General features: G+C 72.9%; 16 protein-coding genes and 1 pseudogene. 6 read left to right on the top strand and 11 right to left on the bottom strand.

Going from position 1 to position 21,682, the window contains the following annotated elements; translation table 11 throughout:
• The 4 genes and pseudogenes from ABZV06_RS17950 to mraZ form a co-directional block, all read right to left on the bottom strand.
• A pseudogene (locus ABZV06_RS17950) lies at positions 1-94 on the bottom strand (methylmalonyl-CoA mutase family protein); the annotation flags it as partial.
• A 50-nt stretch (positions 95-144) separates the two neighbouring features.
• Positions 145-750 carry a septum formation initiator family protein gene (locus ABZV06_RS17945; RefSeq protein ID WP_355236633.1) on the bottom strand — a complete coding sequence of 202 codons (606 nt, stop codon included), beginning with the start codon at positions 748-750 and terminating at the stop codon, positions 145-147.
• Positions 747-1,853: a 16S rRNA (cytosine(1402)-N(4))-methyltransferase RsmH gene (rsmH, locus tag ABZV06_RS17940; RefSeq protein ID WP_355622651.1), complete on the bottom strand. Its 1,107-nt coding sequence runs from the start codon at positions 1,851-1,853 to the stop codon at positions 747-749. Before rsmH ends, ABZV06_RS17945 begins: the two co-directional genes overlap by 4 nt.
• Before the next feature lie 205 nt (positions 1,854-2,058).
• Complete coding sequence (gene mraZ, locus ABZV06_RS17935) at positions 2,059-2,490, bottom strand: division/cell wall cluster transcriptional repressor MraZ (RefSeq protein WP_355236630.1); 432 nt, start codon at positions 2,488-2,490, stop codon at positions 2,059-2,061.
• 355 nt (positions 2,491-2,845) lie between these two features.
• Here mraZ and ABZV06_RS17930 point away from each other — a divergent pair, with 355 nt between their 5' ends.
• Genes ABZV06_RS17930 through ABZV06_RS17920 form a run of 3 tightly spaced genes read left to right on the top strand, consistent with a single transcriptional unit; the run spans position 2,846 to position 5,482 of the window.
• Positions 2,846-4,093, top strand: coding sequence for a MurT ligase domain-containing protein (locus ABZV06_RS17930; RefSeq protein ID WP_355236993.1), 1,248 nt, complete (start codon positions 2,846-2,848; stop codon positions 4,091-4,093).
• On the top strand, positions 4,083-4,802 hold the full coding sequence (locus ABZV06_RS17925; protein ID WP_355236627.1) for a glutamine amidotransferase: 720 nt from the start codon (positions 4,083-4,085) through the stop codon (positions 4,800-4,802). The genes ABZV06_RS17930 and ABZV06_RS17925 overlap by 11 nt, the downstream gene beginning before the upstream one ends.
• Positions 4,799-5,482 (top strand): VTT domain-containing protein, encoded by a 684-nt coding sequence (locus tag ABZV06_RS17920; RefSeq protein WP_355622642.1) that lies wholly within the window; start codon positions 4,799-4,801, stop codon positions 5,480-5,482. Before ABZV06_RS17925 ends, ABZV06_RS17920 begins: the two co-directional genes overlap by 4 nt.
• A 224-nt stretch (positions 5,483-5,706) precedes the next feature.
• On the opposite strand, the gene leuS is transcribed toward ABZV06_RS17920, so the two are convergent.
• A complete protein-coding gene (gene leuS, locus ABZV06_RS17915) occupies positions 5,707-8,547 on the bottom strand; it encodes a leucine--tRNA ligase (RefSeq protein ID WP_355622639.1) in 2,841 nt (946 codons plus the stop codon).
• Positions 8,548-8,949: 402 nt separating this feature from the next.
• Here leuS and ABZV06_RS17910 point away from each other — a divergent pair, with 402 nt between their 5' ends.
• From ABZV06_RS17910 to ABZV06_RS17900, 3 genes are read left to right on the top strand one after another with little or no spacing between them, the layout of a single operon-like run.
• The gene (locus ABZV06_RS17910; protein ID WP_355236618.1) at positions 8,950-10,002 is read left to right on the top strand and encodes a MoxR family ATPase; all 1,053 of its coding nucleotides are present in this window, start codon (positions 8,950-8,952) and stop codon (positions 10,000-10,002) included.
• 1 nt (position 10,003) lies between these two features.
• Positions 10,004-11,302 (top strand): DUF58 domain-containing protein, encoded by a 1,299-nt coding sequence (locus ABZV06_RS17905; RefSeq protein ID WP_355622636.1) that lies wholly within the window; start codon positions 10,004-10,006, stop codon positions 11,300-11,302.
• Between the two features lie 16 nt (positions 11,303-11,318).
• A complete protein-coding gene (locus ABZV06_RS17900) occupies positions 11,319-13,793 on the top strand; it encodes a DUF3488 and transglutaminase-like domain-containing protein (protein WP_355236612.1) in 2,475 nt (824 codons plus the stop codon).
• A gap of 348 nt (positions 13,794-14,141) precedes the next feature.
• Here the strand turns inward: ABZV06_RS17900 and ABZV06_RS17895 are convergent, their stop codons facing one another.
• The 6 genes from ABZV06_RS17895 to ABZV06_RS17870 form a co-directional block, all read right to left on the bottom strand.
• Positions 14,142-14,537: a DUF3040 domain-containing protein gene (locus ABZV06_RS17895; protein ID WP_355236609.1), complete on the bottom strand. Its 396-nt coding sequence runs from the start codon at positions 14,535-14,537 to the stop codon at positions 14,142-14,144.
• A 116-nt stretch (positions 14,538-14,653) separates the two neighbouring features.
• Positions 14,654-15,913 carry a DNA polymerase IV gene (locus tag ABZV06_RS17890; protein WP_355236607.1) on the bottom strand — a complete coding sequence of 420 codons (1,260 nt, stop codon included), beginning with the start codon at positions 15,911-15,913 and terminating at the stop codon, positions 14,654-14,656.
• 62 nt (positions 15,914-15,975) lie between these two features.
• Positions 15,976-17,190, bottom strand: a complete 1,215-nt coding sequence (locus ABZV06_RS17885) for a nucleotide pyrophosphatase/phosphodiesterase family protein (RefSeq protein WP_355236605.1) — start codon at positions 17,188-17,190, stop codon at positions 15,976-15,978.
• Complete coding sequence (locus ABZV06_RS17880) at positions 17,187-17,957, bottom strand: methyltransferase domain-containing protein (protein ID WP_355236990.1); 771 nt, start codon at positions 17,955-17,957, stop codon at positions 17,187-17,189. The genes ABZV06_RS17885 and ABZV06_RS17880 overlap by 4 nt, the downstream gene beginning before the upstream one ends.
• A complete protein-coding gene (locus tag ABZV06_RS17875) occupies positions 17,954-18,133 on the bottom strand; it encodes a hypothetical protein (RefSeq protein ID WP_355236602.1) in 180 nt (59 codons plus the stop codon). The genes ABZV06_RS17880 and ABZV06_RS17875 overlap by 4 nt, the downstream gene beginning before the upstream one ends.
• Before the next feature lie 94 nt (positions 18,134-18,227).
• Complete coding sequence (locus ABZV06_RS17870; RefSeq protein WP_355622634.1) at positions 18,228-21,611, bottom strand: error-prone DNA polymerase; 3,384 nt, start codon at positions 21,609-21,611, stop codon at positions 18,228-18,230.
• Between the last annotated feature and the right edge of the window lie 71 nt (positions 21,612-21,682).

Raw genomic sequence — 21,682 nt, 5'->3', positions numbered from 1 at the left:
GGAAGCGCAGCATCATCGACTTCGGATTGTTGGCGCCGAAGTCGTCACGCATGAGCCGGGCCCAGATCCGCCGGGCGGCGCGGAACTTCGCCACCGGGACCCTGTGGGGTCCCGGCGCGGCTCGTCCGACCTTGGTGGCACCGGTCAGCCTCCCGCACCCTGGCTGGTGACCGACGGCTCGCCGGTCGCCGGCTTCGGCACGCCGATCGGCTTGCCGTCCGGCATCCGGATGTACGCCGGCTCACCGGCGTCCACCAAGCCCAGACGACGTGCCTCGGCGGTCAGGTTTCCCGGCGCCTTGGCGTCGGCGATCTCCTTGTCGAGCTGCTGCTTCTCCAGGTCCAGTCGGGCCTGCTGCTGCTGCAGCTTCTCCAGCCGGAACGCGTTCTCATTGATCTTGGTGTTGACCGCCAGGATGCCGAAGACCCCCCCGACGACCAGCAGCACGATCAGCGCCGCGAACGGCGCACGCGGCACCGACACCGGCGGCGGCGGCGCAACCCGCAGCCGCGGCGAGCGGGCCGTCGCCGTGGCGGTCGCCTTCTCGGCCGGACGCAGCGCGGCGCTGCCCTGGGTGGGGAACTCGCGCGCCCCCCGGGCGCGAGTCTCCCCCTGCCGGTTGACCCGATCGATGCGTGGCGTACCGTTCCCCACGCGCGGGGCTCGCTCCGCCGCGGTCCGGCCCCCCGACCGCGGTGCGCGCTGCCCGCCGCCGGTGATGTCCCGGCGGTCGCGCTTGTCAATGTTCATGTCCCCTCCCCCTCTATATCCGTCCCTCTGCCGTCCGCCGGCGCCGCTGGATCCCCCACGGATCCCGCTGACCCCGTCCCCGGTTGGTGCATCGCCTTCACTCGTCGGCGGGACCGTTCGCGGTCGGTCCGCCCCTGCTCCGTCGCGTTCGGGTCGAGTCGCTCCGCGGCCCGCAGCCGCACCGAGGCGGCGCGCGGGTTCGCGGTGACCTCCGCCTCCCCGGCCAGTTCGGCGCCCCGGCTGAGCAGCCGGAACGTCGGACCGGACCCGGGAAGCTCGACGGGGAGGTCGACCGGGCCCTTACTGCGGACCCGGTCCGCGAGCGCCGCCTTGGTGAGCCGGTCCTCCAGCGAGTGGTAGGACAGGACCACCATGCGACCACCCACGGTCAGTGCGTCGAGCGCGGACGGCAGCGCTGTCTCCAGCGCTGCCAGCTCTCTGTTTACCTCGATCCGTAAAGCCTGAAACGTTCTCTTTGCCGGGTGCCCACCCGTTCGTCGCGCTGGTGCCGGAATCGAATCCCGAACCAGCTCCGCCAGGCGCGCGGACGAGGTGATCCGGGCGCGCTCGCGCTCGCGGATGATCGCCGAGGCGATCCGACCGGCGAACTTCTCCTCGCCGTACACCCGCAGCACGCGTGCCAGGTCCGGATGGCCGTACGTGTTGACCACCTCTTCGGCGGTCACCCCCCGGGTCTGGTCCATCCGCATGTCCAGAGGCGCGTCCTGCGCGTACGCGAACCCGCGGTCGGGCGCGTCCAGTTGCAGCGACGAGACACCCAGGTCGAACAGGATCCCGTCGATGCCCGGATAACCCAGCCGTTCGAGCACCTCGGGCAGCTCGTCGTAGACGGCGTGCTCCAGGTGCACCCGGTCGGAGAACCGCGCCAACCGCACCCGTGCGTGGGCGAGCGCCTCGGTGTCCCGGTCGAGCCCGATCAGGACCGTCTCCGGGTGTGCCTCCAACACCGCCTCCGCGTGCCCGGCCAGGCCGAGCGTCGCGTCGACGTGCACCGTCCGGCCGCCTCGACCCAGCGCGGGGGACAACAGCTCGAGACACCGCTCGAGCAGCACCGGCACGTGCGTGCCGCGCAACTCCCCCATGATGACCCCCACTGGTTGAAACGTCCGTTCTTGTCGCGCGCCTGCCGTGGAGACGGCGCTGCCGTCGTACCGCCAGATCCCCATCCGCTCCCGCCCGACACCGGCTCTCGCCGGATGACTGGATCGTGCGCCTGGCACCGGGGAAGTGATGCCAGGAACTCGAAAGCGGCTGGAGATCTCGCAGTACGTCGGGCGCCGTTCCGCCCTACAGACCGCCGGGCAGCACCCCCTCCTCGATGTCGGCGAAGTCGTCTTCGCTCTCGGCGAGGTAGGTCTCCCAGGCGGTCTTGTCCCAGATCTCCACCCGCGTGCTCGCGCCGATGACCACCAGGTCACGGTCGAGCGCCGCGTACGCACGAAGGTGCGCCGGAATCGTCACGCGGCCCTGCTTGTCCGGCACCTCGTCGTGCGCGCTCGCGAAGAAGACCCGGCTGTAGGCCCGGGACGCCTTGTGTGTCATCGGCTGCGCGCGCAACTGCTCCGCTATCCGCTGGAACTCGGGTGTCGGAAAGACATAGAGGCAGCGATCCTGCCCTTTTGTGACCACGACACCCCCCGCCAGCTCATCCCGGAACTTGGCCGGAAGGATCAACCGGCCCTTCTCGTCGAGGCGTGGGGTATGGGTGCCGAGGAACATCGGCCCAACCCCCTCGCCCTTGAGCGGCGTTCGCGGCGCCGCTGACCCCCCGGGCCGGTGAGCCCTCCCGGCCTCACCATTGGGCCCCACTCTACTCCACTTCCCTCCACCTGCAACCAGATTCGCCCGCGTGGCGCGTCCGATCCGCTCGCAAAACCGCACGTCACAGGGGGTGGAGCGCAGTGGAGGGCCCGGGCGCCCGCCCGGCGTGGTCCGCTTTCCGACATAGATCGACTCCGTCCGGTGGAGCGCGGGCCGACCTCCCGCACGAACGCCACGGCCGAACGGTTCCCCGTCGGCGGCGATCTGGCGAGGCGGGCGGTCCGGTAACCTCGCTCGCGTGACGGACGCGAAAATGCCCCTACGGGCCAAGGTGGCGAGCTCCGTGTCACGGACCGCCGCGGCGCTCTCCCGGGCCGCCGGTCGTGGCGACGGTTCGGTGATCGGCGGGTGGATCGGGCTGAAGATCGACCCGGACCTGCTGGCGCACCTGTCGGCCGGACGCGCCATCGCGCTCGTCTCCGGCACCAACGGCAAGACGACCACCACTCGGTTGACCGCCGCCGCGGTCGGCGTGCTCGGCCGGGTCGCCACCAACTCCTTCGGCGCCAACATGCCCAGCGGGCACACCTCGGCGCTGGCCAAGGCAGGCAGCACCCCCTACGCGGTGCTGGAGGTCGACGAGCACTACCTCGCCCAGGTGCTGGAGTCGACCGAGCCGCACGTGGTCGCGCTGCTCAACCTCTCGCGCGACCAGCTCGACCGCGCCAAGGAGGTCGCCATGATGGCGCAGCTCTGGCGCGCGGCCCTGGTGCGGCACACCAACGTGCGGGTGGTGGCCAACGCCGACGACCCGATGGTGGTCTGGGCCGCCACGCCGCCGGCCGACCCGGCCCGCGGCATCAACCCGCCGCACGTGACCTGGTTCAGCGCCGGCCAGCGCTGGCACGACGACTCCTGGGTCTGCCCCGAGTGCGGCTCCACCATCGCGCGCTCCGGCGACCAGTGGTGGTGCACCGGCTGCGCCCTGCGCCGCCCGGAGCCGCACTGGGTCGTCGAGGACGAGGGTGTGCTCGACCCCACCGGGGCCTGGCACAAGGTCTCCCTCCAACTACCCGGCAAGGTCAACCTGGGCAACGCGGCGACCGCGCTGGCCGTGGCGTCCGAGTTCGGCGTACGCCCCGTCGACGCGGTGTCCCGCCTCGGCATCGTCACCTCGGTGGCCGGCCGGTACGCGCAGGTCGACAGGGACGGTCGCAACATCCGGCTGCTGCTGGCCAAGAACCCGGCCAGCTGGCTGGAGGCGTTCGACATGGCCGACGAGGCGCCGACCCTGCTCTCCATCAACGCGCGCGACCCCGACGGGCTGGACACCTCCTGGCTGTTCGACGTCGACTTCGCACCGCTGCGCGGCCGGCAGGTGTTGATCACCGGCGACCGGGCATACGACCTGGCGGTTCGGCTGGACGTCAACGACGTGCCCTTCCAGCACGTCCGCACGTTCGACGACGCCGTCCGGTCGGTCCCGCCCGGGCGGCTGGAGGTCATCGCGAACTACACCGCGTTCCAGGACATCCGAGCGGAGTTGGACCGTGTCAACTGAGAGCCTGCGCATCGTCTGGATCTACCCGGACCTGCTGTCCACCTACGGCGACCGGGGCAACGCGCTGATCCTGGCCCGGCGGGCCCGCCAGCGCGGCATGCCGGTCGAGGTACTGGAGGTCCGCTCCGACCAGCAACTGCCCGCGACGGCCGACATCTACCTCGTCGGCGGCGGCGAGGACGGCCCGCAGGCGCTGGGCGCGCAGCGGCTCCTCGCCGACGGCGGTCTGCACCGGGCGGTCGCCCAGGGTTCGGTGGTCTTCGGCGTCTGCGCCGGTTACCAGCTGCTCGGGACGTCCTTCTTCGCCAAGGGCGTGCAGTGCCGCGGCCTGGAGCTGCTCGACCTGCGGTCCGACCGGGGCGAGAGCCGGGCGGTCGGCGAGTTGGCAGGTGAGATCGACCCGCGGTTGGGCCTGCCGGCGCTGACCGGTTTCGAGAACCACGGCGGGCGTACCCACCTCGGCCCGGAGGTCTCCCCCCTGGCGCGGGTCACCGCCGGGATCGGCAACGACGGCGCCACCGAGGGCGCCTGGCGCGGCAAGCTCCTCGGCACCTACTCGCACGGGCCCGCGCTGGCGCGTAACCCGGCCCTGGCCGACCTGCTGCTGCGCTGGGCCACCGGGGCACATCAGCTCCCGCCCCTGGACGACGCCTGGCCCGACCGGCTCCGCAACGAGCGCCGTTCAGCGGTGGCCGCCGCCCGGGCATGATCCGCACCGTCCGGCGGCTGCTCCGGCAGCCGTCGGCCGCCCGGTTCGCTCTGCTGGTCGTCCTGATCGGCGCGTGCGGGGTGCTGCTGCTCCTGGCGCCCCGACCGGACCCGGCGCGGCTGCCGGCGCTCGCCGACCAGTTGGGTGACTTCGCGCCGGTGGCGGCGATCCTCGGCGGTGCACTGCTGCTGGTCGCGCTGGTTCCCCGTACCTTCGTCACGCTCGCCGCAGGCGCGATCTTCGGCCCCCTGGAGGGCGCCGCGTACGCCCTGGGCGCGGCATTGGTGGCCGCGGCGATCGGGTTCACGATCGGCCGGCTGCTGGGCCGGGAGTTCGTCGCCGAACGGGTACGCGGTCGGTTGGCACGCCTCGACGGCTGGTTCGCCCGGCAGAGCGTGTTCGGGGTGGTCACCGTCCGGCTGCTGCCGATCGCCGGCTTCGGACTGGTCAGCTACGGCTACGGCACGAGCGGCGCCCGGGTGCTGCCGTTCCTGGCCGGCAGCGTCATCGCCTCCGCGCCGACCGCCTTCGGGTACGCGGCGATCGGCGCGGCCGTCAGCTCCCCCGGGCACGTCAACTGGTACGCCGCCGCCCCCGCCAGCCTCGGTCTGATCGCCAGCGTCGTGCTCGTACACCAATGGTGGCGCGCCGAACGACGTCGCCGGCAAATCCCGGCCTAACCGCCCCCGCCCCTCGCCCCCGGCCCTCGCCCCTCGCCCCCGGCCCTCGCCCCCGGCCCTCGCCGATCTTGCACTTTCTGTCCCGACAAACCCTGACACAGGGGGCGGAACGTCAACAGAAACTGCAAGATCGACGGGGCGGAGACGGGGCGGGGACGGGGCGGGGCGGAGACGGGGCGGGGTGGAGACGGGGCCGAGACCGGGCGGGGTGGGGTGGGGTGGGGTTAGGCGACTACGGAGACCATTCGGCCCTTCACCACGATGACCTTGCGGGGCTCCTTGCCGGCCAGCGACGTGGCCACCGCCTCCAGGGCCGCCGCGCGGACGGTCTCGTCGGCGGCGTCGGCGGGCACCTCGACGCGGCCCCGGACCTTGCCGTTGACCTGCACCGGGTAGGTCACCGTGTCGGCCACCAGCAGCGCCGGGTCGGCGGTCGGGAAGTCCGCGTACGTCAGCGAGGTGTCGTGGCCCAGCTTGCGCCACAGCTCCTCGGCCACGTGCGGGGCGAACGGCGCCACCATCAGCACCAGCGGCTCGGCCACCTCGCGGGGCGTCGCCGACAGCGCGGTCAGCCCGTTGGTCAGCTGGATCAGCTTGGCGATCGCGGTGTTGAACCGGATGTTGTCCATGTCGCCGCGGACCCCGTCGATCACCGTGTGCAGCAGCCGGCGGGTCGCCTCGTCGGCCGGGTCGTCGGTGACCCGCAGTTCGCCCGTCTGCTCGTCGACGACCGCCCGCCACACCCGCTGCAGGAACCGGTACGAGCCGACCACCGCCCGGGTCTCCCAGGGACGGGACACCTCCAGCGGGCCCATCGACATCTCGTACACCCGGAAGGTGTCCGCGCCGTACGCCGCGCACATGTCGTCGGGGGTCACCACGTTCTTCAGCGACTTGCCCATCTTGCCGTACTCGCGGTTGACCACCAGGTCTTCCAGGTAGTACGCGCCGTCGCGCTCGACGACGTCCTCGGCCTGCACGTAGCTGCCGCGCGAGTCGGTGTACGCGTACGCCTGGATCATGCCCTGGTTGAACAGCTTGCGGAACGGCTCGAACGACGACACGTGTCCCAGGTCGAACAGCACCTTGTGCCAGAACCGCGCGTACAGCAGGTGCAGCACGGCGTGCTCGGCCCCGCCGACGTACAGGTCGGTGCCGCCGCAGTCGCCCTCGCCGCGCGGGCCCATCCAGTAGCGCTCGTTCTCCGCGTCGACGAACCGTCCGCTGTTGGTCGGGTCCAGGTAGCGCAGCTCGTACCAGCAGGAACCGGCCCACTGCGGCATCACATTGGTCTCGCGGGTGTAGCGCTTCGGTCCGTCACCCAGGTCCAGCTCGACCTCGACCCAGTCGCGCCGCCGGGACAGCGGGGTCTCCGGGTTGCTGTCGGCGTCGTCGGCCGCGAACGTCTTCGGGGAGAAGTCGTCGACCTCCGGCAGCTCGACCGGCAGCATCTCCTCCGGCAGGGCGATGGCCGCGCCGGTCTCGTCGTACACGATCGGGAACGGTTCGCCCCAGTAGCGCTGCCGGGAGAACAGCCAGTCGCGCAGCCGGTAGGTCACCGCGCCGGTGCCGTGCCCGTTCGCCTCCAGCCACGCGATGATCGCCGCCTTGGCGTCGGCGACACCCAGGCCGTCCAGGTCCAGGCCGCGCTCGGGCGCGGCGCTGTTGATGGCCGGGCCGTCACCGGTGTACGCCTTGCCGTCGAAGCCCTCCGCCGGCTGCACGGTACGCACGATGGGCAGCTCGAAGACCTCGGCGAACGCCCAGTCGCGCTCGTCCTGCGCGGGCACCGCCATGATCGCGCCGGTGCCGTAGCCGGCCAGTACGTAGTCCGCGATGAAGATCGGGATCTGCCCGCCGGTGACCGGGTTCGTGGCGTACGCGCCGATGAAGACGCCGGTCTTCTCCTTGGAGTCGGACTGCCGCTCGACGTCGGTCTTCGCGGCGGCGGCCTTGCGGTACGCCTCGACGGCCTCGGCGGGGCTGGCGTGCCCGCCGGTCCAGGCGTCCCGCGTGCCGTCCGGCCAGGCTGCCGGCGCCAGCGCGTCGACCAGCTCGTGCTCGGGCGCCAGCACCATGTAGGTGGCCCCGAAGATGGTGTCCGGGCGGGTCGTGAACACCCGGATCGGCTCCCCCGCCGTGGCGAAGTCGATGTGCGCCCCGGTCGACCGGCCGATCCAGTTCCGCTGCATCAGCTTGATCGGCTCGGGCCAGTCCAGGCTGTCCAGGTCGTCCAGCAGCCGGTCACCGTACGCGGTGATCCGCATCTTCCACTGCTTCAGGTTGCGCTTGAAGACCGGGAAGTTGCCCCGGTCGGAGCGACCGTCGGCGGTGACCTCCTCGTTGGCCAGCACGGTGCCCAGCCCGGGGCACCAGTTCACCGGCGCCTGCGAGACGTACGCCAGCCGGTGGTCGTCGACGACCTGGCGGCGCTCGGCGACGCTCAGCTCGGCCCAGGCACGGCCGTCCGGGGTGGCCCGGTTGCCGCCCTCGAACTCGGCGATCAGCTCGGCGATCGGGCGGGCCCGGCCGGCGTCGCGGTCGTACCAGGAGTTGAAGATCTGCAGGAAGATCCACTGTGTCCAGCGGTAGAAGTCGGTGTCGATGGTCGCCACCGAGCGCCGCTCGTCGTGCGCCAGCCCCAGCCGGCGCAGCTGCGCCTTGTACCGCTCGATATTGGCGACCGTCGTCGTCCGCGGGTGGGTGCCGGTCTGCACCGCGTACTGCTCGGCGGGCAGCCCGAACGCGTCGAACCCCATGGCGTGCAGCACGTTGCGCCCGGCCATCCGCTGGTAGCGGGCGTAGCAGTCGGTGCCGATGTAGCCCAGCGGGTGGCCGACGTGCAGGCCGGCGCCCGACGGGTAGGGGAACATGTCCAGCACGTACAGCTTCTCCGCGCCGGCCCGGGGGTGGCCCGGATCGGCCAGCGGGCCGGTCGGGTTGGGCGCGTGGAAGGTGCCCTCGCGCGCCCAGGTGTCCTGCCAACGGGTCTCGATCTCGTCGGCCATGGCCGCGGTGTATCGGAACGGGGGAATGTCGCCCGCCGGTGCGGCTGCCTCGCTCATCGTCTCTCCTCGCTTCGCTTCGCTTCGTCTCGGCACCGCCGGGCCGGACCGGCGGCGGGCACAAAAAAGCCCCTCGCGCAGGAGGGGCCGCCGTGCTGTCGCGCGTTCAGCGCATCAGCACGGCCCGGTAAGAAGCAGGAAGACTCCGGCCATGCCCCGCAGTGTACCGCGCGCACGGTTCCGCCCGTCGGCCGCCGGGCGGGGTCGGACCCGTTCCCCCGAGCTGGCGAATATCGGGGCGTAACCGGCGGACTACCTGCGGGGGTCGGCGATAACGACAAACATGGTTAGCCTGAGAGGCCAGTGAGATCCCTGCGGCAAACGAGGCTCGACGTCGCGAACCCAACGGCGGGTCCAGGTGCTCTCTACAGAGCTGCCGTGACGGCGACGAGGAGGAGGCCCGTGACACAACAGACCTGGGACGAGGTGGGCGGCCTGTTGCCGCACGACGAGTTCCGCGCCGCCAGCGAGGCCATCGTGGCCAACATCGAGCAGGTCATCGAGGGTAAGACCGCCACCGTGCGGCTGGCTCTGGCCGTCCTGCTCGCCGAGGGCCACCTCCTCATCGAGGACGTTCCCGGCGTCGGCAAGACCAAGCTCGCCAAGGCCCTCGCCCGGTCCATCGACTGCACGGTCCGCCGGATCCAGTTCACCCCGGACCTCCTGCCCAGCGATGTCACCGGCGTCAGCGTCTACAACCAGGAGACCCACGACTTCGAGTTCCGTCCCGGCGCCGTCTTCGCCAACCTGGTCGTCGGCGACGAGATCAACCGGGCCTCGCCGAAGACCCAGTCGGCGTTGCTGGAGTGCATGGAGGAACGGCAGGTCACCGTCGACGGCGTGACCTACCAGCTCCAGACCCCGTTCATGGTCATCGCCACCCAGAACCCGATCGAGATGGAGGGGACGTATCCGCTGCCCGAGGCGCAGCGGGACCGTTTCACCGCCCGGATCGCGATGGGCTACCCGGACGCCGGCGCCGAGCTGGCGATGCTCGACGGGCACGGTGCCACCGACCCGCTGAACGAACTGCGCCCGGTCTCCGACGCCGACATCGTCCGGCAGCTCATCGCCACCGTCCGGCAGGTGCACGTCGCCGACGCGGTGAAGCAGTACGCGATCGACCTGGTCACCGCCACCCGTGAGGCCCCCGACCTGCGCCTCGGCGCGTCCCCCCGGGCGACGCTGCAGCTGTTGCGCACGGCCCGGGCGGTCGCCGCGCTGGAGGGTCGCGACTATGTCCTCCCGGACGACCTGCAGGCGCTTGCGGTGCCGGTGCTGGCGCACCGGATCATCCCGACGGCCGACGCGCAGCTCGCCCGGCGTACCACCGACGCGATCGTCTCCGAGCTGGTGCACCGACTGCCCCTGCCGCACGACCGTCAGCGCAACCCGTACGACACCCGGCCCGCCACCGGCAACGGTCGCCCGCCCTACGAGCCGCGGAGGCCGTGACGTGCGTGCCGGGCTACGCGGGCTGACGACCCGCGGGCGCTCGTTCCTGGCGGCTGCGGTCGCGGCGGCGGTCTCGGCCGTCATCCTGGGCGAGAAGGACCTGCTCCGGGTGGCCCTGTTGCTGGCCATCCTGCCCCTGCTGGCGGCCGCCTACGTGGGCCGCAGCCGCTACAAGCTGGCCTGCAACCGGTCGCTGGACCCGCACCGGGTTCCGGTCGGGGCCAACTCGCGGGTCGTGCTGCGCCTGCAGAACCTCTCCCGGCTGCCCACCGGCACCCTGCTGCTGGAGGACCGGCTGCCCTACGCGCTGGGCAGCCGGCCCCGCGTCGTGCTGGAACGGCTCGGCGCACACCAGGCCAGCTCCGTGGCGTACACGGTCCGCGCCGATGTGCGCGGTCGTTACGACGTGGGTCCGCTGGTGGTCCGGATGACCGACCCGTTCGGTCTCTGCGAGCTCACCCGCGCCTTTCCCAGCACCGACCATCTGACGGTCATCCCGCAGGTCACCCCGCTGCCGTCGGTCCGGCTCCCCGGTGAGTACGCGGGCAGCGGCGACAGCCGGGCGCGTTCGGTGGCGGTGCACGGCGAGGACGACGCGGCGACCCGGGAGTACCGGCGCGGCGACGACCTGCGCCGGGTGCACTGGAAGTCGACGGCCCGTACCGGCGAGCTGATGGTGCGCCGGGAGGAGCAGCCCTGGGAGAGCCGGGCGACGGTCGTGCTGGACACCCGCGCGTACGGCCACCGGGGTGACGGGCCGACGGCGAGTTTCGAGTGGGCGGTCTCGGCCGCCGCGAGCATCGCCGTGCACCTGCGCCAGGCCGGCTACAAGCTGCGCCTGGTCACCGGCTCGGGAGTCGACGTGGACGCCTCCGAGGGCGGCGGTGACGGCGCGGTGCTCGACCACCTGGCCGAGGTGCGGTTGGACCAGCGGGCCGAGATGACCGAGTTGGTGCAGCGGGTCCGGCAGCGCGCCGACGGCGGGTTGATCATCGGACTGTTCGGCACGGTGAGCGTCGCCGAGGCCGATCTACTGGCCGGGCTCCGCGGCAACGGTGCGACGTGTGTCGGTTTCCTGTTGGACAGCTCCACCTGGCTGAGCCTCCCCGAGAAGGCTCGCGCCGAGGCGGAGCACGCGCACGGCGCCGCCGTGCTCGCCATGGTGCGCAGTGGCTGGCGGGTGGTCGGCGCCGACCACGGCAGCCGACTGCCGGCGCTGTGGCCGCAGGCGGGCCGCGGCTCCCAGGGCTTCGCCCTGCGGGCCGCGCTGGCCGAGACGGTCGCTGGCCGGGTGCGATGAACGGAAGGTTCCCCTCATGATCGCCAGCCGGAACACCGGCGCGGTGGCGGCCGCCGCGACGCTGCTCGCCGCCGCGCCGCTGTCGGCCATCTTCCAGACCTGGACGTGGCTGATCCAGTGCGCGATCGCGGTCGCCGTGGTGGCCGGTGTGGCCGCGCTGACCCGGCTCGTCCGCGCGCCACTCTGGGGTCAGGTGCTCGGCATGCTTGCCGCCCTGCTGCTCGCGCTGACCTGGCTGTTCCCCAGCGGCAGTGAGCTGCTGGCCGTCCTGCCCACGCCGAGCACGATCGCGCATTTCGCCGACCTGCTCGCCGGCTCCGCGCAGGACATGCGCTCGTACGGCGTCGAAGTCCCGGACACCGACCCGCTGCTGTTCATCACCGTGCTCGGCGTCGGCGGGGTGGCCGTACTGGTGGACGTGCTGGCGGTGGGGCTGCGGCGGCCCGCGCTGGCCGGGCTGCCGATGCTCGCGATCTACTCGGTGCCGGTCGCCGTCTACGTGGACAGCGTCCCCCCGGCGCCGTTCGTGGTGGGCGCCGCCGGTTACCTGTGGCTGCTGGTGACCGACAACGTCGACCGGGTACGCCGGTTCGGGCGGCGGTTCACCGGCGACGGTCGTGACGTGGACGTGTGGGAGGCGTCCCCGCTGGCCGCCGCCGGTCGTCGGCTCGCCGTGGTCGGCGTGGTGCTGGCCGTGGTGCTGCCGTTGGCGGTCCCGGGCCTGAGCGGTGGGCTGCTCAACAGGCTCACCGAGGGCACGGGTAACGGCAGCGGCACCGGCCGGGGCGCGGGCGGCTCGTCCGGCCGGATCGACCTGTTCGCGTCGCTCGCCGGTCAGCTCAACCAGTCCGAGGTGGCCGACCTGGTCAAGGTGACCACGTCCGAGCCGAACCCGTTCTACCTGCGGTACGCCGTCGCCGACGAGCTGCGCCCGAGTGGTTTCCAGGCCCGCCCGGCGAGCGGCCGGCCGGTGAACCGCGATCTGCCCAACCCGAACGAGCGGGTCGGTCCCGGGGTGCAGCAGACCGAGTACCGGGCGAGCGTCGAGGTGACCAAGAACCTCAGCATGTCGCTGATGCCGGTGTACGCCGAACCGGTGCGCACCCAGGACCTGAACGGCAACTGGCTCTACGACCCCAACCAGCAGATCGTCTTCTCCAACCGGGAGAGTTCGCGGGGGCGCAAGTACACGTTCGACTACATCCGCTCGACGTACAGCCCGGCGACCCTGCGGGCCGCGAAGCCGCTGCCGGCCGACCACCCGGTCCGCCGGCAGCAGACCGCCACCCCCGGCCCGGTGCCCGAGGTGGAGGAGCTGGTCCAGGGGCTGACCCAGGGCAAGCGCACCGACTACGACCGGGTGCTGGCCATCTACCGGCACTTCTCGGCGGACAACGGCTTCAAGTACCGGCTCAGCACCGAGAGCGGCAGCAGCGGCCAGGACATCGTCAACTTCCTGACCAACAAGGTCGGCTACTGCCAGCAGTACGCCGCCGCGATGGCCTGGCTGGTCCGGTCGGCCGGCATCCCCGCGCGGGTGGCGTTCGGCTTCACCAACGGCAGCAAGCGCGACGGCGACACGTACACGCTGACCAACCTCAACCTGCACGCCTGGACCGAGGTCTTCTTCGACGGTGTCGGCTGGGTGCCGTTCGACGCCACCCCGGCGTACGGGGTTCCCGGCTCCACCCGGTCCGCCTGGGCTCCGGACACGGACGCGCCCGAACCGTCCGCCCCGGAGACCGGCGCCACGGACAGCCCGACCGGTGCGGACTCGTCGGCCGGGCCGGCCGGTCCGGACAACGCCGACCGGGACACCGATTCCGGGCTCTCCCTGGGCGGATCGACGCCGGACGAGCCGGCACCGGTCTGGCCGTGGTGGCTGGCGGGCGTACTCGCGCTGGTGGCACTGCTCGCGGTGCCGGCGCTTCGTCGTCTGGCGTTGCGGCGGCGGCGGGGCGGCCGGGCGGCCACCACGACGGCCACCACCGTCCCGGGCGACGGGCCGCCGGCCGACGACGCACGCCTGATGGTGGTCGAGGCGGACGCCGGTCGCGCTCGCGCGGACGCCCACGCCGCTTGGGCGGAGCTGCTCGACACGCTCGTCGACTTCAAGGTCCGGGTCGACTCGACCGAGACGCCCCGGGCGACCGCGGACCGACTGGTCCGGGACGCTCTCGCCGACGACGGCGAGGCGGTCGGCGCGGCCCGGCTGCTCGGCCGTGCCGAGGAACGGGCCAGGTACGCGCGGGACCCGCTGACCGGTGAGCCGCTGCCGCCGGCGCTGCGCGCGGTCCGTGGCGCGCTGTCCTCCAGCGCGGATCGGCGGACCCGCCTGCTCGCCACCGCGTTGCCGCCGTCCGTGCTGCTGCGCTGGCGGATCGCCCTCGCGGACGCCTCCGGCCGTCTGGTGGCGTGGACCGGACGGGTCCGCTACCGGCTACTGCGCTGGAACCCGCGTCGGATACTGGCCGACCGCGCAGCCCGCTGACCGACGCCCGTGCTGTGGGGCGGCGGGCTGTCGCCCGCCGCCCCAGCCCAGCCCAGCCCAGCCCAGCCCCAGCCCCAGCCCCAGCCCCAGCCCCAGCCCCAGCCCCAGCCCCAGCCCCAGCCCCAGCCCCAGCGATCTTGCACTTTGTGTCGCCGCATAAGGGGCAATGCCACTCATACGGACAACAGAAACTGCAAGATCGGCGCGACATGGGGGGTGCGCGGAGCCGCGAGCGCGGAGCGGGGGGCGTGGGGGTGGTTGGGCGCGCGGATACGTCGGTGGTCGCCGGGGCTCTTCCCGGCGACCCGCTCGTCGCGGTGTACGGCCCGCCTCAGCGGCGGGACGGGCTCAGCGGTGCCCCTCCGGGCGCTGCCGCCACCGGTCTTCCATCCGGTCCAGAATCGACCGGCGGCGACCGGGACGGCCACCGCGGGAACGACGACTCGTCGTGCCACCCACCACGTGCAGGTCGGGTGACTGCGCCCGCCGGTGCGACTGCACCGCGAACGCGGCTGACGCCAGCATGACGACGAAGCCCGCCACCGCCAGCGGTGGAGTCTTGATCACCGCGCCGTAGACCAGTAGAGCCAAGCCAGCGATGATCACGCCGGCAGCGACGAGCAGGCGACGCCGCGCGTGGAAGCGCGGATCGCTGGCGCGCACGGCCGAGGCGAATTTGGGGTCCTCGGCAAGCGACCGCTCGATCTGCTCGAACAGCCGCTGCTCGTGCTCCGAGAGCGGCACGGCACTCCTCCCCGGTCACGTTGGTCGGGCCCACTCGGGCCGACAGACCGTGGCAGCCAACCGGCTGCTTACCCGCAAGTCTACGAGGGGGGTCGCGCGTCGGAAAGCGGGACGACCTACGGGTGGGGTGGATTTTCCTTTCGATGGGCGTCACGGTCGCCTAACAGACTGGCCGGACCTATGACGGACCGCCCGAATCGGGCAGCAGCGGCGTCCGCGGCAGCTTCCGCCTCCCGCCATCCGCGCTCGGGCGCGCCGAGGGTGAGCTGTCGGGGCGCGCCCTGCGCCGGGGTGAGCCCCTCCACCCGGACACCGACGAGGCGGATCCGCTCACCCGGGTCCAGCGCGGTGTAGAGAGCCCAGACCGTGTCGAACATCTCGCGCGCCGTGTCGGTGGGTACGCCGAGGGTGCGCGAGCGGTTGACGGTGCGGAAGTCGGCCAGCCGTACCTTCAGGGTGACGGTACGACCGACCTGGCCCGCGCCGCGCAGTCGGACGCCGACCTTGGCACTGAGCGCGAGCAGGGCGCGGCGGATCTCCACCGGGTCGGCCACGTCGGCGTCGAAGGTGACCTCGGCGCCGATCGACTTCTCGACGTGTTCGGGGCTGACCCGGCGCGGGTCGCGCCCGGACGCCAGCTCGTGCAGGTGTGTCGCGGACGCCGCGCCCACCGCCTTGCGCAGCATGCTGACCGGGGCCTCGGCGAGATCCCCGACGGTGGCCAGTCCGAGCCGGCGCAGCGTCTCGGCGGCCCGCTCCCCCACCCCCCACAACGCGTCCACCGGAAGCGGGTGCAGGAAGTCGAGGACCTGCCCGGCGGGTACGACCAGCAGCCCGTCGGGCTTGGCCCGGGTGGAGCCGAGCTTGGCCACGAACTTGCTCGGCGCCACCCCGACGGAACACGTCAGCCGCTGCTCGTCGGCGACCCGCTGGCGGATCAGCCGGGCGATGGTGGCCGGCGAACCGAACAGCTTCCGCGCGCCGGTCACGTCGAGGAACGCCTCGTCGAGGGAGAGCGGCTCGACCAGCGGGGTGACGTCCCGGAAGATCTGCATGACGGCCCGGGACGCGGCCGAGTACGCGGCGAAGTTCGGCGGGAGGTAGACGGCGTGTGGGCAGAGGGCCCGGGCCCGGGAGGTCGGCATGGCGCTGCGTACGCCGTAGCGGCGGGCCTCGTAGCTGGCCGAGCTGACCACCCCGCGCGGGCCGACGCCGCCCACCACGACCGCCCGGCCGCGCAGCTCGGGTCGGGCGCGCACCTCCACCGAGGCGAAGAAGGCGTCCATGTCGACGTGCAGGATTCCGCTGGCGGAGTCGTCGGCGTCCGGCCCGAAGCGCGGATCGTCGCCCCGGGGCAACGATTGGCTGCGACCCATCCCGGCAGGTTAACCCGGGGGTACGACAGCACCACCGGCCGAGGGGCCGGACCGCGCGCCGGTCAGCCCCGCACGACCAGCAGCGGCACGGTCAGCTCGGCGGCGGTGTCCGCGCCGTGGTACGCCACCAGCTTCGACGCCATCGGCCGCTCGGTGCGGCTGGCCATGACGGCGTACGTGTCGTTGCAGGTCACCACCACGTCGCCGATCCGGCCCAGGTGTTCCTCGGGCACCGGCCCGAACCAGCCGGTGTCCACCATCTCGCCACGGGTACGCACCCGGGCGGCGTCACCGAGCACCGCCGACCAGGCCGCCACCACGTCGTCGACCGCGCCCGGCCGGGCGTGCAGGTAGCGCACCCGGGCCTCGCCGGCCACCACCTGGACCCCGTCGCGCAGCCGTGGATCGGTGTCCAGGTCGAAGCGGTGCGCCACGGGGATGTCGAGTTGCCCGTGGTCGGCGGTCACCAGCAGCGCCGCGTCCGACGGCAGCCCGTCGACCAACCGGGCGAGGAGCATGTCCACCTCGGCGGCGGCGCTTCGCCACGGACCCGAGTCGACCCCGCTGAGGTGCCCGTGCCGGTCGAGGTCGGCGTGGTAACCGGAGACCAGGGTCGGCCCGTCGCCGGCCGACAGCGCGGCCAACATGGTGGCGGCCACCTCGTCGGCCCCGGCGGCGCCCCGGAAGTCACCGCCCCGGTTGGCGGCCAGGGTCAACCCGCTGCCGCCGAACTCCGGCCGGCTCACCACTGTCGTCGTCACGCCGGCGGCGCGGGCCCGTTGGAGCTGGGTGGGCACCGGTTGCCAGCGCAGCGGTGGCGGGTCGGCGGCCCAGTCGGTGTGGGTGAGGACCCGGTCGGTGCCGGGCACGCGCACGGTGAAGCCGAGCACTCCGTGCGCGCCGGGGGCGACGCCGGTGCCCAGCGTCACGAGGCTCGTCGGTGTGGTGGACGGAAACCCGGCGATGATCGGCCGACCCACTGTCGCGGCCAACCCGGCGAGGGTCGGCGCGTACGGGGCGGCGGTCGGCACCTGGTACCAGCCGAGCCCGTCGACGAGCAGGACGGCGATCCGGCGTACCCCGGCCAGGGCGGACGCCAGCCCGAGCGGGTCGGGCGAGTCGGGCACGCCGAGCACGGCGAGCGCGCTGGGCAGCACGTCGGCGAGCCGTCCGCCGGCCTGGTCCGGTGCGAGGATCGTCAGCGGCGGGGCGACGTCGACCGCCGGGCCACCCCCACCCGGCGGATGCCCGTCGGCGGGCGGAACCGGCCCGGTCATGCCGGTCGGCGGGCGAACAGGTGCAGTTGGGCGGCCAGGTCCCGGTAGGGGGGTTGGGCGGCTAGGGCCAGTTCCAGCTCGACCAGGGCTGCGGGCTGTCCGTCGGACACCGCGGCGGGCAGCAGGTCGGCCAGCACGCGTACACCGTGGATGTCCTCGACCTCCAGCCCGGCGGCGGTGAGCAGCGCGCCGGCCGTGGCGGCGTCGTAGCGGCGGCGCAGGGTGTCGCGCGGCCCGGCGCTGCCGGCCGGGTCAGCGGCCAGCGTGGCCGCGACGTCCAGGTGCCCGTTCATGGCGCGGCCCAGCACGGCGGCGGCCCGACCCGCCACCAGGACACTCGCCGCGCCGCCCGGGCGCAGTGCGGTGGCCAGCGCGGCGACCACCGGCGTCGGGTCGTCGACGACCTCCAGGACGGCGTGGCAGAGAACCAGATCGACGCCGGCCGGCTCGACCAGCCCCGCGAGAGCGTCGCCGTCGCCCTGCACGGCGACGATCCGGTCGGCGACGCCGGCCTCGGCGGCCCGGCGGGTGAGCGCGGCCAGCGCGTCGGGGCTCGCGTCGACGACGGTGACGCGGTGCCCGGCCCGGGCCAGCGGGACGGCGAAACCGCCGGTGCCGCCGCCGACGTCCAGGACGGTCAGCTCGGCGGCGCCGCGCCGGTCCAGCTCGGCGCGCAGCACCGACCAGATCACGGCGGTCCGGGGGGTCAGCGGCGGCGCGGCGAACCGGCCTCGGGTCTGCTCCACCCGGTCGAGCCTAGTGGTCAGGACTCGGTGCCCTCGACCGCGTCCTCAGCCCGGGATCGACGCTCGTTGGCCACCGGACCGTTCGTCACCTCGTACTCGCGGGGGTCGGTGAGGTGCGACGGCATCCAGCCGGTACCCAGCCGGGTCCGTCGGGCGTTGGCGATTCCACCGCCGGTGTACGCGTGATTTCCCATCACTTGTCAGTCCCCCTCACGGATCACGGGCCGCTCTGCCCGCTCAGGACGAGTCTCCCGCTCCCGGGCGCCAGAAACCGTAATGTGAATCACTGGATCAGCGGAAGTCACGGGAGGCGGGGCGGACCGGCGGCTCGATCGCGTCCAGCCGGTCGGCGACCAGGTTGGTCACCCCCTCGTGCCGTTGCAGTCGCCCCCGGACCACCAGCGCGGCGCTCGTCCGGGCCACCCGCCGGTAGCGCTGCCACAGCCCCGGTGAGCAGGTGACATTCAGCATCCCGGTCTCGTCCTCCAGGTTGAGGAAGGTCACCCCGCCGGCCGTCGCCGGACGCTGCCGGTGCGTGACGATGCCGCCGACCCTGATCCGCTGGCCCGGTTCCACCCGCCCGAGTCGGGCGATCGGCACCGCGCCAAGCACGTCGAGCTGTCCCCGGATGAACCGGGCCGGATGGCTCTCCGGCGACAACCCGGTGGCCCACACGTCGGCGACCAACCGATCCACGGCCTCCATGCCGGGCAGCACGGGCGCCGCCGCGCCGGTCACCGTGCCGGGCAGCCGGCCCGGTCGGTCCTGGGCCGCCGCGCCGGCGGCCCACAGCGCCTCCCGCCGGGTCAACCCGAAACAGGCGAAGGCGTCCGCGGTGGCCAGCGCCTCCAGCTGCGCCGCGGTGAGGCCGACCCGCCGGGCCAGATCGGGCATGTCGCGGTACGCCCCGCCGGCCGTCCGCTCGGCCTCGATCCGCTCGGCCACGTCAGATCCGAGGGTACGTACGCTGGACAGCCCCAGCCGGACGGCCGGACCGCCCAACCCCCAGGCGTGCGGCGGCTCCCCCGGTTCGCTGCCCCATCGGGTGTCCGGGGTGGACTCCAGCACCGCCAGGGCTCCGCTGGCGTTGATGTCCGGGCGGCGGACCTCCACCCCGTGCCGGCGGGCGTCGTCGACGAGGGTCTGCGGTGAGTAGAAGCCCATCGGCTGGGCGTTGAGCAGCGCCGCCAGGAACGGCGCCGGGTGGTAGCGCTTGAGCCAGGAGCTGGCGTACACCAGGTAGGCGAAGCTCATCGCGTGGCTCTCCGGAAAGCCGTAGCTGGCGAACGCGGTGAGCTTGCGGTAGACGTCGTCGGCCAACTCGCCGGTGATGCCCCGCTCTGCCATCCCGGCGTAGAGCCGGTCGGCGATGCGGGTCATCCGCTCGATCGACCGTTTGGCGCCCATCGCCCGGCGCAGCTGGTCGGCCTCGGCCGCGTCGAAACCGGCCAGGTCGATGGCGAGCTGCATCAACTGCTCCTGGAACAGCGGCACGCCCAGGGTCTTCTCCAGCGCGTTGCGCATCAACGGGTGCGCGAAGGTCACCGGCTCCTGGCCGTTCTTACGCCGGATGAAGGGGTGCACCGAACCGCCCTGGATCGGGCCGGGACGGATCAATGCCACCTCGACCACCAGGTCGTAGAACTCGCGGGGCTTGAGCCGGGGCAGGGTGGCCATCTGGGCGCGGCTCTCCACCTGGAACACCCCGACCGAGTCCGCCCGGCAGAGCATGTCGTAGACCTCCGGGTCGTCCAGCGTCATGTCGCCGAGGTCCAGACTCATGCCGATCATGTCGTAGCCGTAGTGCAGCGCGGAGAGCATGCCGAGGCCGAGCAGGTCGAACTTCACCAGGCCCACGGCGGCGCAGTCGTCCTTGTCCCACTGCAGGACGCTGCGCCCGGGCATCCGCCCCCACTCCACCGGGCAGACCTCGATCACCGGCCGGTCGCAGATCACCATCCCGCCGGAGTGGATGCCCAGGTGCCGGGGGAACGTCTGCAGCTCGTTGGCGTACTCCACCACCTGCTCCGGGATGCCCTCGACGTCGACCGTGGCGACCGAACCCCACCTGTCGATCTGTTTGCTCCACGCGTCCTGCTGACCGGGTGAGAAGCCGAACGCCTTGGCCACGTCCCGCACCGCCGAACGGGGCCGGTAGGAGATGACGTTGGCGACCTGCGCGGCGTGCTCCCGGCCGTACCGGGTGTAGACGTGCTGGATCACCTCCTCCCGCCGGTCGGACTCGATGTCCACGTCGATGTCCGGAGGGCCGTCCCGCTCCGGAGCGAGGAACCGCTCGAAGAGCAGCCGGTGCCGGACGGCGTCCACGTTGGTGATCCGCAGCGCGTAGCAGACCGCCGAGTTGGCCGCCGATCCCCGACCCTGGCAGTAGATGTCCTGCTCGCGGCAGAACGTGACGATGTCGTAGACCACCAGGAAATAGCCGGGGAAGCCCAGCTCCTCGATCATGTTGAGCTCGTGCTCGAGTTGCGCGTACGCCGTCGGGTGCGCCTGCGGCGGCCCGTAGCGCTCCCGCGCCCCGTCGGCGGTCAGCTTGCGCAGCCAGCTCATCTCGGTGTGCCCCGGCGGCACCGGGTACGCCGGTAGCTGCGGCGCGACCAGTTGCAGGTCGAAGGCCAGCTCGGCGCCGAACTCGGCAGCCCGCGCCACCGCACCCGGGTACGCGGCGAACCGGGCCGCCATCTCCGCGCCGCTGCGCAGGTGGGCGGTGGCCGCGGCGGGCAACCAGCCGTCGATCTCGTCCAGGCTGCGCCGGGCCCGTACCGCGGCGACAGTGGTCGCCAGCCGACGCCGGCCGGGGCTGGCGTAGTGCACGTTGTTGCTGGCCACCGTCGGTAGCCCAGCGGCGGCGGCCAGCTCGGCGAGCGCGTCGTTGCGGTCGGCGTCGACGGGATGCCCGTGATCGGTCAGCTCCACGGCCACCGTCTCCGCGCCGAAGAGCGCGGTCAGCCGGTCCAGCTCGCGGGCCGCCGCGTCCACTCCCTCGGTGAGCAGCGCACCCGGCACGTGCCCCTTGCGGCAGCCGGTCAGCACCAGCACGTGGTCACGCAGCTCGGCGGCGACCTCCTCCAGGTCCCCGTAGACCGGGCGGCCCTTCTCCCCGCCGCGTAGCTGGGCGCGGGCGATGGTGGTGGCCAGCCGGGCGTACCCCTCGTGGCCGTGCGCCAGCACCAGCAGGTGCGCGCCGTGCGGGTCGGGTTCGCCGTTCTGCGGGCCGGGCAGTCCGAGGGACAGCTCCGCGCCGAAGATGGTCGGCAGACCCAACGTGCGGGCCGCCTCGGCGAAGCGGACCACCCCGTAGAAGCCGTCGTGGTCGGTGACGGCGAGCGCGGTGAGCCCCAGCCGGGCCGCCTCCTCGGCCAGCTCCTCCGGGTGGCTGGCACCGTCGAGGAAGCTGAAGTTGGTGTGCGCGTGCAGCTCCGCGTAGGGCACCACGCCGTCGGGGCGGGCCAGCTCCGGCGGCTGGTACCGCTCGCGGTGGCGGCTCCAGGCCGGGGAGTCACCGCCGTCGGCGTCCACGGCGAGCGGGTCGACCACGTGCAGGTGCCGCTCGCCTCTGCCTCCTCGACTGCCGTCAGCTCGGGTGCCGCCGGCCCGACCGGAGAGCACGCGTTCCAGCTCCGACCAGGGCATCTTCGGGTTGTGGAAGCTCATCCAACCGCTCCGGCCGCGCTGACCGAGCACGACAGCGACCGCACCGCCGGCGGCGATGGGTGCGATGAGCG

This window comes from Micromonospora sp. NPDC005172 (assembly GCF_040608555.1).
In the GTDB taxonomy this organism is placed as follows: Bacteria; Actinomycetota; Actinomycetes; order Mycobacteriales; family Micromonosporaceae; genus Micromonospora.
The sequence above is the reverse complement of the archived record's forward strand: the minus strand, read 5'-3'. Positions and strand labels throughout refer to the sequence as shown.